The sequence below is a fragment of the Pseudoalteromonas umbrosa genome, from assembly GCF_030125375.1.
Classification (GTDB): Bacteria; Pseudomonadota; Gammaproteobacteria; order Enterobacterales; family Alteromonadaceae; genus Pseudoalteromonas; species Pseudoalteromonas umbrosa.
Genome location: NZ_JASJUU010000001.1, coordinates 262,244 through 276,090, shown reverse-complemented (window position 1 = coordinate 276,090; position 13,847 = coordinate 262,244). Strand labels below are relative to the sequence as shown.

Below are 13,847 nucleotides of genomic sequence, written 5' to 3'. Positions count from 1 at the left end.
AAATTACGGAAAAAATAAAACGACCCAATGGTTCGTTTTCTTGACTATAGGAGAAACACAGAGTAACTGGACATAAGAAAAGTACTTTTGAAATAAATTTCTAATGGCCGCTTCTCGCCCAGAGGCACTACTCTAAACACGTTTTTGGGCAGAAATGAGTAAAGCATTGCTCTGATTTATTGGTTTTTGAGACCCTAATCTCATCGAGGGAACTATCAAATCCGTTAGCAAAGTTCCATTTAAAGCTTTCACGTATTTCATTACGTAGTTGCTGCTTTTTATCGTCTTCATCTTCTTTACTCGCCTCGATTTGAAGCGCTAAATCGTCTAAAGACACAGCATCAGCGCCAGTAGTTTCGCCCTGCCACTGCTGCCATATATCACTTCTTTGTGACGCATTCGTCTGTTGTAACATATTAACTGCATTATTGACGAACTCTAGTCCTTGCTGGCTATGCAATTTAAATATATCCCCCATCATGGCTTTGCGCTGCATATCAGAATCGGTGTTGTAGGTGTAATAGAGTTTAACCACGTTTTCATCATCAATATCACTGCCCTGCTTTGCATGATAAAAAGACGTAAACGCTAATTTGTCTGACTGAGTGCCAAAAAAGCTAAATAGCGCATCCGTGTGCGCATGTTCTTCACTTAATAATGTAAATAGATTTTCTTTATCATTATCAGACACCAGCGCGGCCATATCCAAAATACCGCGTGTCGCCAAATAGCTTCTTCCCTCTATACCCTGTTTCAGTTGAGTAAGTTCATCCATGGTGAACGCTTGAGCCGCATGGGTTAAATCTTCTATCATCTTTGCACCAAGCGGTTCTTTTGTAATAAACGCATGTGTAGGGTGCGCATGATCAGGTTTATATAAACGCTTATCTTCTGTAGTGCCCCAAATAACCCCAACAGGATAGCGGTTGCTAAGTGCCCTATCAGCTAACTCTTGCTCTCCCAAACCAAATACAGACTTGGTTAAGTCCAGGGTCACTGCCAATTTATCATCTGATAAAGCGCTGAGATTGTTAATGTAATCACTAACTGGCTCTTGGCCGCTCTGTTGCTGAGACACATATTGCTTTGACAGTGCAGAGACGCTGTCTATTACAGTTTCAATTTGCTGGTCAGTGAGTTTATCAGCCAATGTTAAAAATGACTCATCCACAGGCAAATAACGCAGCTTAGTTTGATGTGAAGGTGACATTCTCTCAAAGATTGCCATAAAATCCTCCACCTGCGCTGGTGACGACAAACCACTATAACTTATCACCTCACCAGCTTCATTGCGCTGTGCGCCTCCAGATAAATCCGCAGCTCCTTGAATAAGCGTAGGTTTGCTTAAAAGTGGATGGCTATTGATAGCTTGCTTTGACAAAGACACCGTGTCCGCACTCACAGCGCTATTTTGTGGTTTTTCAAAAGAAGAGGTCACTGGTACTGAAGAGTAAACCAATACACCATTTGCAGACGATACTTTCATAATAATCCTTATTATTCAATCATCTTAGCGTATCGACACTCAGCTAGAATACTTGATAGAAAATCATAAAGTTTACATTAATTTCGCTGTACAGGTGCTTCAACTTGCTCACTGAGTACAGCTGACCACTTATGTTTTATCCTCGTCATAGTGCCGTTTTCTGTGATCCGCTGCCTGCCCAAATCAAACTGTTTTAAAAGTTTTTTTGCCATCGGGTTGCCATATGACGCAGCGATAAACTCTTTATTGCTATCAAACATGGGGAGTTTGACAATTTCATCCTCAAGGTTGTGTTGTTGCAATACAATATCCCATACCCCTTCATATCCAGCAAATCCATGCACTCGTTTACTTTTTAACATCTCAAAACCTTGAAATATGCCACCAACATCATACTTTTTAATGTCAGTTGCCTGAGCCCATTTAGCACCGTAATTAAAGCCTCGCATTTGAGCAATGGTTTTACCATCGAACGTAGCGAGCGAGTCCCACTCAATAGGTTGCTCTTTTAACACATATATACGGTAATAGACTGTATTAACATACTCTTTTGAATATCGATATATCTTGAGGCGTTCTTCGCTGATGCTAACGGGAAATATCAAATCAACACGGCCATTGTCGAGATAAGTCAGTGCTCTGGCCCAAGGCACAACCCATAGCTCCACGGTATAACCCATTTCATGAAAACTCTCACGGACTACATCCCACGCAAAGCCTTTAAATACAGGGCTGTCTTCGCCCGGTGCTACTCGCACAACATGTGTATCGCCATTATCTAAAAAACCAAATGGCGCATAATCAGGTAGGGTAATAACCGACACTGTCTTAAGCGCAGCATGGCAAGCAAAACCAACGGTTAAACATACAACTGTCAATGCTCGCAACAACTGGACCATTTTGCCGCCTAAATGAAACGCTATTATAGAAAGCTTAGTTAAGTTCGCCGTTTATGACAAAACAAATATCGACAGAATAAGTGTCATTAAAAGTTATGAAATACAGCCTTTAGTATTAAATCAACCTTTAAAAACAGTTCATTATGTACTAGTTATATCTTGGCCTTGTACACTATTTAGGGCAATGCTCGTTCTTAAGCCACTCTTATGCACAACAATAATAAAACTTAATGGGGATACAATGCGTTTGAAAATGTATATTTTTACACTGATTATTATAATGAATTCGTGGATCGGCATCGCGACAGCACATGTCGATTATCGATTGCCAACGCATGTCCACCTAAAACACCAGTCAGTAAACTTACAAATCGATCCAAGTAACCCCATTTTTTCAGGCTCGACTGAACTAGATCTGAAACTCACATTACCCACTAAGTCGCTCGCATACCACAGTAAAGACCTTGATATCACCGAGGTCTCACTTATTTATCAAGGTAAAAAGTGGCCACTCAATATAACAAAGCCTGATCAGTACGAAATTGTCACCCATGCATTACCCATAGAAATCAACGGCTCTGCAACGCTTAAAATAAAATACCGAGCTACGATATCTGACCATGTGGAGGGATTGTATCGAGTTCAAAATGACAAAGGTCAAGTATATTTACTATCACAGCTCCAATCGATGGAAGCGCGCAGAGTATTCCCAACACTAGATGAGCCTGATAAAAAAGCGACATTTAGCTTTAACGTTACAGCACCAAAATCATATACGGTACTTCACAACACCCAAGCAAGCTCTGTCACGTACGAGGGTGATGCAAAAGTCACTCAGTTCAATAAAACACCAAAAATGAATACCGATATCCTTGCACTAGCAGTCGGTCAATTTGCACAGCAGACACTAGCTAAAAACAATCTCAACGCCATGGTATACAGCCCTGTGAGTCATAAAGCTATGCTTCCTGCTTATTTTGATAAAGTTGTCGTCGATTCAGTATCCTTTATCGAAGATTATTTACAAAGCCCCTTCCCTTTCCAACGGCTCGACTTTGTAATAGGTAATTTTGGTGGTATTGCAGCGATGGAAAATCTCGGTTTGGTGGCATTAAATGAAAATCAAGTCCCCACCCCAGATGCTACACCTCGTGCACATTGTCAGTTTAAAAAGCTCATTGCCCATGAAATCGCACATAGTTGGTTTGGCAACGACATAACCATGGCATGGTACGATGATTATTGGCTTAATGAATCTTTTACTGAGTTTATCGCCGCGAAGGTGGTTAAGACCCTCTATCCAGACACTGCTTCTTGCACACATGTGCCGCAAGCGAAGGCATTCAATGACGATAACCTGCATGCAATCCCACTGATTTTTGATGTTAAAACACGAGAAGATACAGTGGCATATGGTCAACTTTATTACACCAAAGGCCGCGCTATTTTAGAAATGCTTGAACAAGCTTATGGCGCTAAAGCACTGCAAAAGCGTTTGCAACTTTACGTGAAAAAATTTGCCGGTAAAAATGTCAGTACGCACCAGTATTTAGCCTTATTACCCGATACTAAACTACAAAATATGATCACCAGTTTCACCCAAAATACCGGCTATCCACTGGTAACCATGTCCAAAAGAGGTGATCATTATGTATTAACGCAGAACGATCTGTTAGATAGAAATGATATGCTCTGGACGATTCCTGTATCACTAAAGTTATGGGATGGAAAACAAGTCTCGACACAAAAGCTGATATTAGAAGACGCTGAACTTAAGATTACTCTCCCCGCCAACGTTCAAAGCATATTCATAGATACAAATGGTGCTGGCTATTTTCGTTATGTTGATGGTACTGGACTTAAAGAGTTTCCTTTTGACAAGCTCAGCCCATCCGAGCAAGCCTCCTATCGAGATAATCAACAATCTATGGCAATCAGTGGCCACATCGAATACATGGCGTATATTGACAGTGTGGTACGGGAATTAAACCACCTGCCATTAGACTCCGAACAGGCCAATACACTCATCAACCAATTGCATTACGTATTTATTGACCATATTCAACTTGGCCATCAACAGCCGTTCGCTCGATATTTAAGTGCACAGCTCACACACCAACCAGATTGGGAGACTCTGCTTGAAAATCCATATGGTGGAGATGTATTGCAATTTTTTGGCCTTTACTTAAAAGCACCTGATGCAATAAAAGCAGCAAAAGAGTATTACTACAGGCCAAATAGCCACCAGCATCCGCATTTTGATAAAATGATTGCCGTGCTTGCAAATAGCACAACTAATACTCAGTACCAACAGTTAGTCACACAGTTTAAGCAAATGCCAAGTCAGGTAAAAAACAACATGTTACCGGCACTGGGATATGTGAATAATGCAAAGAAAGTAGAACTCTACTATGACTTACTTCTTAGCGATGCAACAACAAGTATGGTCATCGACGTGAACTTTCAATATCCGGCTTTCAACCCTGCCCTCAGAGTCATTGCTGCCGAGTTAATCGCAAAAAGAAAAGATAAAATCATTGCTCGAATTACGCCGGCCTCATTACAGTGGTTTCCATATAGCTTCATTACATCCTGTTCTAAGGCGCAGCAGCAGGCTGTCAGCAAGTTATTTAATAATTGGTTGCACGTTGAGGGACTCGAAGAAAAGCTGAACGTCGTCATGCATAATATTGAGCAATGCACCAAACGCTCGAAAAAGATAAGCTTGAGCATTGCATCAATACACTAAATAAAAAGAGCTAAACTCAGCTCTTTTTATTTACCCAAAAGCGCGCGCTTTTTGATAGGCAGGCCGTGCTTGTACACGAGTTAAATAAGCTTGGATATGTGGTCGATTTTCCAGTAGTTTTAAGCTGCCTGCTATTTCTAGTGAAATCGTCATCATTATATCTGCAGCACTAAACTCATCACCTGCAAAATACGCTCGCTTAGCCAAGGTTTCATCAATGTAACCAAGGTCTAAATTCAGCTCTTTCGCAATATATCCATCTAACGGCGCGTCACCCGAACGAGCTTCCATTTGCATCAACAAATAGGTGATCACTGGCAGCCCGAGCGAGCCTTCTGCAAAATGCAGCCACTCTAAGTACGCATAGTAAGTATCATCCTCTTTAGCGGGACGAAGCAAACCTTCACTACTTTGATCTAGAATGTACTCCAATACCGCACCTGACTCACATAATACGTGACCATTATGTTCGATCACAGGGGCTTTATTTAGTGGATGTACTTTACCTAAGCTAGATGGTGCTAACTTGGTATTTTCATCTCTTTGATGATGCACAACCTCAAAAGGCATTTTGAGCTCTTCAAGCAACCAAATAACCCGTGTCGAGCGAGACTCATTCAAATGGTGAACGGTAATCATTACTTTGCTCCTTACCCAGTCAGTTTATTCACAAGTAGCTCGCCGACTGCGTGCGCACTGGCCGGGTTTTGTCCTGTGATCACTCTCTCGTCTTCGATTGTAAAGCTCTGCCAAGGCTGTACTTTATTAAACTGCGCCGCCAATCTCGTTAGTGACTCTTCTAACAAAAATGGAATGTCATTAATGGTGCCAAAATCGACTTCTTCTTCTCGCGTGAATGACGTGACTTTTTTGTCTGCCAGTAACGCTTTGCCATTACTTAACGTGATAGGCAATAAAGCCGCCGGCCCATGACATACCGCCGCAATCAAGCCACCCGATTCATAGTGTTTTGCTGCCAAACTACTCATGGTTGTGTCTGTGGCTAAATCGCTTAACAAACCAAAACCACCTGGGTAAAAAATAGCGTCATAGTCTTCTATGTTTACGTCACTAACCGATTGCGTATTGTCAACTTTTTGCATGAATGCCGTATCTGCCAGAATATCACTATTTACTTGGTCGCCTTCCGCATCTGTGCCGTATAACGGCGCTTTACCGCCTTTCAATGACACAATATCAAACTCAATGTGATTGGCATTGAGCACTGCAACAACGTGAGTGAGTTCAGGAGCATACGTTCCGTTAGGCTGATCAGTGTCTCCTAACGTGGCATGATTAGTAACTGGGATCAGAACTTTTTTCATCTCTACTATCCTTTGGCTTAAGTTATCTTGATTAGTACTGTATATTTTTTCCAAATAAATGATAATTAGCTAAATCAGTGAAACTCTTTTGCTATTTAGCAAAAATAGTTCTCGCATTTATCAAATTTAAACTTAAGAGTAGGCGTTTTTTGATGGATAGCTTTGATGGTGTTTTTGAATTTGTAGCCGTTGCTGAAAGCGGCGGGTTCTCATCGGCTGCAAAAGTACTTAATTGCAGCACCAGTCATATCAGTCGACAAATTTCTCGACTCGAGCAACGTGTAGGCTGTAGCCTGTTTGCCAGAACAACAAGACAAATTAACCTCACAGAAAATGGCGTCTTTTACTATCAACAATGCAAGCAGCTGATCACAGGCTTGCAACAAGCTAATGAGCAACTCGCACAGCAACAATTTAATCTAAGCGGCACTTTACGCGTCAGTGCCGCAGGCGGTTTTGCTGAAAATTATATCGCCCCGGCCCTGATGTCATTTGCAAAGCTTCACCCTGAACTGTCCATCGAAATCGATTTTAACAGCCGTATGGTTAATTTTGTTGAAGATGGCATCGACTTCGCCATTCGCTATGGCGAGCTCCATGACTCAAATTTAATTGCTCGCAAGCTCATCAGCCGCTCAATGATGGCTGTAGCAAGCCCCGAATACTTAGCCCAAAACGGGATGCCCACTCACCCGTCCGAGCTTAAGCACCATAACTGTATTATTGCTAATAACGATACATGGTCATTTTTAGTGGATGGCACAAAGCAAGGATACAAGGTAAAGGGGAACTGGCGCAGTAATAATGCCAATGTAGTGGTATCTGCTTGCATGCAAGGGCTTGGCATCGCTTATATGCCAGAGCGTACTTTTGACAGCGCCATTGAGGCAGAGCAACTTACGCCTATTTTAAAACCATTTTGGAGTTCGGGCGCAACGAGCTGGATTGTATATCACAACCGTCAATTTCAGCCGCTACGAGCGCGTTTGGCTATCGACCATTTACTGCAACATTTTCAAGATTTTTGACTTAGCATGCTCTGATTAAGCTGTTATAAAGTGTAATGTTTTTTATCAGTGCTCAAGATTACTATCAAATTCGATATTAACCCATACTAATCACGTATCAAGCGTGTTTAAGGAGAAAGTCGATGTGTACTCGAGTGCTAAATAATCTCAATCGCAAGTACATTGCAACAGCTAGAAACATGGACTGGATGTTCCCTTTACCTACTAGCTTATTTACCTTTGATAAGGGCCTAAACAAAATAGGCATGCCCATTTCTGATAACAAAACAGATAACGAAAAAGCGCTAAAATGGTGCTCAAAATACGCCAGTGTCGTTGCAATGGTCGGTGACGAGCAAAGTGGCTGGGCATCTTCTGATGGCATGAATTCCATGGGTCTGGCCGCAAACGTACTCTACGATTGCAATGCCACCTATGCGAAAGACCAGCCTTGCAAAGAAGGACAGCTGAGCGTGCTGCGTTGGGTGCAATATGTTTTAGATAATTTCGTTTTTGTAAAAGAAGTTGTCAGCGAATTCGAGCAACAAAAAATTGAGTTGGTGTCAGCAGATGTGCCAAACAGTGACGGCAAACCTGCAACGTTACATCTATCTATATCGGATGTAACAGGTAACTCTGCCATCATCGAAGTGTACAACGGTCAGTTTTACATTCACAGCAAAGATGAGTATGTCGTGATGACCAACGACCCAAGTTATGACAAGCAATTAAAAATTGATGCATATTGGAAGTGGCAATGGTCAGATGAAAATATTGCCGCCAGTCACACCATACCGGGTGGACCATTTTCTGCAGACAGATTTGAACGCGCGTTATTCTATATTAGCCATATGAATGCCCCGACAAGCCATGATGAAGCACTCGCTCAAGCAAAGTCAGTTGTCGCGAATGCCTGCGTACCGCTAGGGTATAATGTGCAAATGACTGAAAGCCCGAACATTTCAAATACGCTTTGGACAACGTTAGTAAGTCATAACGAGCAAAAATATTACTTCAGTAATGCTCGCACCACCAATACCGTTTGGGTGGACCTACAAACATTTGATTTTAATGAGCCAGTGAAGCGTTTAGATATGGTTACAATCAGCTCAGCCAATCAAGTCATCAACAATAGCTATGAAGGTCAAGTCAACGAGCTACTTACGCCAGTGCTCGACCCATATAGCCCCAACTTATTCATCCCAGATGAGATATGCCGTATTGGTGCCTAACTCATATGTACTCAGCGTCGGATCCATCCGATGCTGAGCAACAGCCGCTCTCCCTTCTCTACCCTAGAGACAGAATGTACACAGCGATCAGGTCGAAACAGCTTTATTCTGTCAGATTCGAAAAGTGGCGACTGGCACAAAAATGCTCCACCTTTGCTGGCTTTTTTCAATACGATATTCAACCTAAAGTGGCGGCCCGAAGAGACTTCATCAACATGCTCGGGCACTTCACAGCCTTCTGGGAACTTAAGTAAATAAACATCAAACTTAACGGGCCAATGTGCGCCCAAGAGCAACATTTTATGATAGCCGGATTTTTGTCGACCAACTTGCCACTTGAATAGCTGTTTGAGCACCATCTCTCCCTTTTAAAACTCAAATATAAAGCATTAGTTTTTATCGAGGTGAGGGTTTTTAATCACAAAACCACGCTCCGTACCTGATATAAATCCTACTTTTTCATACACCCCATGGGCGGCAGTCCGGGTTTCTCCAGACAACAACATAACTTTATAACACCCTTGCTGCCAAGCCAGCTCAACAGCAGCCTCTATGACCTTTTCACTCAGTCCTCTGCGCCGAAATAGCGCCCCAGTAATCACATGCTCAATAACAGCAAACGGCCGCACACCATTTGTTAGTGTCGGTACAATCGCCAGCTGGCAAGTTGATGCTATCTCGCCATCTAATTCAGCAACCATGAGGTGGTTATTTTCATCATGTTCAATAACTTTCCAACCAGACATTAAAGCATCATGAGACACATCTGGATCATGAGGCCTGAGCTCTTTAAACAGCTTGATAATACCAGTTAAGTCAGATTGCATTGCCACGCGGATAATCGCCATTTTTCTTACTCCTTTTAAGACTTTTAAGTTTCCTTGTTAAAGTACTTAATATAGTGACACACACCACCAAGAATTGACTACATTGGCTCAATCATATCGTCACAAATATAATATATCGAGCCTCCCACCTCTATTGAACTTTTACCTCATATAATTCCAATGGCAACCCATCTGGGTCTTGAAAAAAAGTAAAACGCTGATGTGTATATTCATCTACTCTAACCGGTTCGGTTATAACATTATGCGCGTTTAAATGCGCAATCACGAGATCTATATCATCAACCTGAAATGCCAAGTGTCGCAACCCTGCAGCTTCAGGGCGACTCGGACGTTTCGGAGGGTTAGGAAATGAAAAGAGCTCTATTTGACGGCCATCAGGTAACGAAAGGTCTAACTTATACGACCCTCTTTGCTCACGGTAATTTTCAGCAAGTATTTCAAAACCAAGTACTTCTGTGTAAAAAGTCTTGGAAATCTGATAGTTTGTGCAAATAATAGCAATATGATGAATGCCTTTTAACATATCTTATAACCACCTCAAATCAATTCTTTAGTCAGTTACAGAGCAAACTAACTAGCGAAAAAAAGAACTATGCAAAATTATAAACGAGCTCACTACTAATTTCAGATAATAAAATAAAAAATCAGAACATATATGAAGACTGAAAAGCTTCAATATCTCCCTTTAATTGACCTATTTTTGTCTAGTTATATCAATTAAAGACATAATAAAAATACACACTTACACTCACCTTACATGCCACTCTCTTGCACTTAGAAAGTACTAAGAAGTTTATAAATCGAAATTCAAGCCTCATCGCCACATAAAAACATTAATAAAAATCACATTAACAAACCAACCAAAAAATTAATTTAATCATAATATTTTAAATTAGATAAAACCCTAAAACACTGATTAAAATAAATAAAAAACAAAACACACCCCATGAAAAACAAAAACCAATAAACATATAAAAACAAAGAACATTTGTTTTAATTGTAAAATAAAGTTTTACACAAACAAAAATATGTGTAACAAAATAAATCACAACCTCAGGGGAACCAACATTAAAACTTCGAATTAAAAGCTCACAATTTAAGGAGAGAAAATGATAAAAAAAATGATTACAACAAGTATGTTATTAGCATTTAGCTCTATAACACTCCCTTCATATTCGCATTCAAGTTCAGGGGACAATATTGTTGCTTATCAACAAAAAAACTCTGATTATTCTTTGTATTTTGGGAGTGAAGAGCAACGGATTGAATATGCTAGACAATACCATGGACAAATTGTCAAAACCTTACATAACGCGCTAATTGTTTCTCTCAGTGAAAAAGCGTTTTTATCCGCCCGAGCATCTGGTGCAGTAATTGTCGAACATACTCCACCTAAAGCAATCAATAACAAATCGATGAACAAAGCACTGGCTCGCAGCAGTCAAGCTTCTCCCTTCGCAACACAAGTATCTGGTATCCCTAATTTCCCGTGTTATCCAACGCTTGAAGAAACATATGAACTTGCCGAACAACTCTCTGAAAAATATCCAAACTTTGTCGAGTTAAAGCATATTGGACAATCATGGAAAAAAGAACAAGGTCTTGGCGGCCAAGATCTCACAGTACTGGTGATAAAAAATAAAAAAAGAAACAAAAATAAAAAGCTACCCACCATGTACATGCAAGGCGCTCTGCATGCTAGAGAGTATACTGCAGGTGCAACTACCATAAAATTTGCCCAACACCTTTTGGAAAATAGGCGTACTAACCCTGACATCAAGTGGATTCTAAATCAGCGAGAAATTCATATTTTACTGATTGCCAACCCTGACGGTCGAAAATATGCAGAGCTTGGTAAGCGTTGGCGAAAGAATACCAACACCGACTATTGCGCTACAAACGAGGAAAAAATCGGCGCCGACTTAAATCGTAACTTCGAGTTTAGCTGGAACTCAACACCAAGCTCCTCAGATGAACAATGTTCTGATACATATCAAGGTCCAGTGGCGGCGTCTGAACCAGAGACACAAGCGATACAAAACTATGTTAGCAGTATCTTTGAGGACAATCGCGGAGAGTTAGACACAGATGCAGCGCCGCTAGATACAGCAGGGCTATTTATAGATATTCATAGTTATGGCGGTATGATCATGTGGCCATGGTCACACTTACGCACTACACCACCCAATTCAGCTGGTTTATCCATGTTAGGACACCGACTAGCTGCCTATAATAGCTATGCGGCTTATCAGGCGGGCAACCGATTTCATGTTGGCGGTTCTGCCGACGGCTACGCCTATGGCCAATTAGGTGTTGCATCTTTTACCTATGAATTAGGAAAAGAATTTTTTGAGCATTGTGGCAACTTTGAAGGCGAGATCTTCCCCAACACATTAAAGTCCCTGATTTACGCAGCAAAAGTAGCAAAAGCGCCTTATAAAATATCTGGGGGCCCTCAAATAATTGATTATAAATTGGAAGGGGCTGGCGATGTTGCAGTACCACCGGGTACACCCATCAAATTAACGGCAGGCATTCATGATGACTTTTTTGGTTACCAAACTTTTACTCCATTACCACCAAGCCAAGCTATCAAAAAAGTTAAACTGACAATTAAAAAGCAAGGTGAAGGCGTTGTTCAACGGATAAAACTTCCAGCAGCCGATGGTATTTATGACTCATCGAGAGAGCAGTTAAGCTACGCGCTCGATACAAGTGACTGGGATGATGGTCGTTACACTTTAATACTCAAAGCTCAAGATGTTACTGGCCAATGGGGTGTTAAATACGCTAAATACTTGACGATTGATGATGATGCAAGTGCACAAAATCAAGCCCCTGTTGCTGATTTTATCCCTACTTGCACTTATGGTACATGCCACTTTGATGCATCAAAAAGCACTGATGACAAACCTGGCTTAAAGTATCGCTGGTTTATTGGTTCTGAAACAAACCGTCGAGAGTATTCAGGTGAAAAGATAGAGTATGTTCATGAACTGGCAGGAACTTATTATGTCACGCTTGTCGCAGAGGATGCCAACGATATCTCAGCCGTAAAACATGCTGTATTAGACTTGGATGGTAAATATTTACCAATTGCCAACTATACTTATCAATGCAGCGGTCTCACGTGTGAGTTTGACTCATCCAGTTCAACTGACCCTGATGGACAAATCACCCAGAGGTTATGGCGCTTTGGCATCGATGGTCAATACCTACCTGGTAATGTGAAAGAAACATTTACTTTTCCAGCTGCGGGTGAGCAATATGTGTCGTTGGTTGTAATCGACAATGATGGTCAGTACCACGAGTTTTATCAAGCAATTAATCCAAACTAAGGCCTTTTGCTCAGCGGGCTTATGCAATACCCGCTGAGCAATGAGCAAACTAATTAATTATTTAGCTAACATCATTTCTTTGGCCACAATCGCAGCAGAATACATAAACATCGTAGATACAATACGCTCATCTTTTATGACCGCTTTTTTATCTTTCATTGTGGTTTTGTTTTGCGCAACCGCACCATTTTTATTTAATTGTTCTTCAACTAAGAATGGTAATAAGGTCCCTTGCTTAGCCCAGCTTTTACGTCGCTCCGTCGAATTGGGAAAGCCCGCGACTTTTTTACCCTTGATCATAAACTCACCTGAAGATAACTTTACATTCGAAAATGCACCAGCACCGTGCCCCGCAGATCCAACAATGCCTCCGGCTTCATAGATATCGGCGATGATTTTTTGCAAATCTTTATTGCTAGCTACGTCAAACAATGGACCATATCCACCACCTATATACACACCCCAATATTGGCTTGGGTCAATTTGAGACGGACTCAAAGTATTATTGGTTTTTTCAGTAAAGCCTTCATATTTCATGGTATAGGCACTGATACCGTAGGCTTCCATTTGAAATTCAACTTTACCGCCCTTTGGGGAGACAAAATCAACATCAACCCCATGGCTCACAAAAACATGATATGGCGGTGCCACTTCCCATAAATTGTTTCTTGCATCGCTTTTATCGGGATCACCCATATGCACTAAATTAGACGTGATAATCAGTACTTTTTTTCTATCATCAGCCAATAAATCAAAAGATAGCAAACCACACAATAACAACAGTAGAGAAACTAAATACTTCATTTTTATCCTTATTATTTTTTAACTACATTAAGCTTTGACGCTATTAAAAACGAAAAGGTTTAAATATAAATAACAAAATTTAAAAAAAAAATTCAATCCGCATTATCAGCTGCACACCTGTAGAGCAAAAAAACTATTTATTTACTTTTTTTATACATG

General features: G+C 40.9%; 12 protein-coding genes. 4 read left to right on the top strand and 8 right to left on the bottom strand.

Annotation, left to right across the window (positions count from 1 at the left end):
* Positions 1-127: 127 nt before the first annotated feature.
* Together QNM16_RS01210 and QNM16_RS01205 are read right to left on the bottom strand one after the other, a co-directional pair.
* Positions 128-1,486: a hypothetical protein gene (locus QNM16_RS01210; protein WP_284018777.1), complete on the bottom strand. Its 1,359-nt coding sequence runs from the start codon at positions 1,484-1,486 to the stop codon at positions 128-130.
* Between the two features lie 77 nt (positions 1,487-1,563).
* Complete coding sequence (locus QNM16_RS01205; RefSeq protein WP_284018776.1) at positions 1,564-2,385, bottom strand: substrate-binding periplasmic protein; 822 nt, start codon at positions 2,383-2,385, stop codon at positions 1,564-1,566.
* A gap of 280 nt (positions 2,386-2,665) precedes the next feature.
* Here QNM16_RS01205 and QNM16_RS01200 point away from each other — a divergent pair, with 280 nt between their 5' ends.
* On the top strand, positions 2,666-5,134 hold the full coding sequence (locus tag QNM16_RS01200) for a M1 family metallopeptidase (protein ID WP_284018775.1): 2,469 nt from the start codon (positions 2,666-2,668) through the stop codon (positions 5,132-5,134).
* A 30-nt stretch (positions 5,135-5,164) separates the two neighbouring features.
* Here the strand turns inward: QNM16_RS01200 and QNM16_RS01195 are convergent, their stop codons facing one another.
* Positions 5,165-5,773: a glutathione S-transferase family protein gene (locus QNM16_RS01195; protein ID WP_284018774.1), complete on the bottom strand. Its 609-nt coding sequence runs from the start codon at positions 5,771-5,773 to the stop codon at positions 5,165-5,167.
* Positions 5,774-5,784: 11 nt separating this feature from the next.
* Entirely contained in the window at positions 5,785-6,459 is a 675-nt protein-coding gene (locus tag QNM16_RS01190; protein WP_284018773.1) for a type 1 glutamine amidotransferase domain-containing protein, read from the bottom strand.
* 152 nt (positions 6,460-6,611) lie between these two features.
* Here QNM16_RS01190 and QNM16_RS01185 point away from each other — a divergent pair, with 152 nt between their 5' ends.
* On the top strand, positions 6,612-7,487 hold the full coding sequence (locus QNM16_RS01185; RefSeq protein WP_284018772.1) for a LysR family transcriptional regulator: 876 nt from the start codon (positions 6,612-6,614) through the stop codon (positions 7,485-7,487).
* Positions 7,488-7,609: 122 nt separating this feature from the next.
* Positions 7,610-8,698 carry a linear amide C-N hydrolase gene (locus QNM16_RS01180; RefSeq protein WP_284018771.1) on the top strand — a complete coding sequence of 363 codons (1,089 nt, stop codon included), beginning with the start codon at positions 7,610-7,612 and terminating at the stop codon, positions 8,696-8,698.
* A gap of 11 nt (positions 8,699-8,709) precedes the next feature.
* On the opposite strand, the gene QNM16_RS01175 is transcribed toward QNM16_RS01180, so the two are convergent.
* The 3 genes from QNM16_RS01175 to gloA2 all read right to left on the bottom strand — a co-directional run bounded on the left by QNM16_RS01175 (position 8,710) and on the right by gloA2 (position 10,069).
* On the bottom strand, positions 8,710-9,057 hold the full coding sequence (locus tag QNM16_RS01175) for a 2OG-Fe(II) oxygenase (protein WP_284018770.1): 348 nt from the start codon (positions 9,055-9,057) through the stop codon (positions 8,710-8,712).
* Positions 9,058-9,087: 30 nt separating this feature from the next.
* A complete protein-coding gene (locus QNM16_RS01170; RefSeq protein ID WP_284018769.1) occupies positions 9,088-9,546 on the bottom strand; it encodes a GNAT family N-acetyltransferase in 459 nt (152 codons plus the stop codon).
* 130 nt (positions 9,547-9,676) lie between these two features.
* The gene (gene gloA2 / locus QNM16_RS01165) at positions 9,677-10,069 is read right to left on the bottom strand and encodes an SMU1112c/YaeR family gloxylase I-like metalloprotein (protein WP_284018768.1); all 393 of its coding nucleotides are present in this window, start codon (positions 10,067-10,069) and stop codon (positions 9,677-9,679) included.
* Positions 10,070-10,655: 586 nt separating this feature from the next.
* Here gloA2 and QNM16_RS01160 point away from each other — a divergent pair.
* A complete protein-coding gene (locus tag QNM16_RS01160) occupies positions 10,656-12,884 on the top strand; it encodes a M14 family zinc carboxypeptidase (protein WP_284018767.1) in 2,229 nt (742 codons plus the stop codon).
* A gap of 57 nt (positions 12,885-12,941) precedes the next feature.
* Here the strand turns inward: QNM16_RS01160 and QNM16_RS01155 are convergent, their stop codons facing one another.
* The gene (locus tag QNM16_RS01155; protein ID WP_284018766.1) at positions 12,942-13,688 is read right to left on the bottom strand and encodes a type 1 glutamine amidotransferase domain-containing protein; all 747 of its coding nucleotides are present in this window, start codon (positions 13,686-13,688) and stop codon (positions 12,942-12,944) included.
* Between the last annotated feature and the right edge of the window lie 159 nt (positions 13,689-13,847).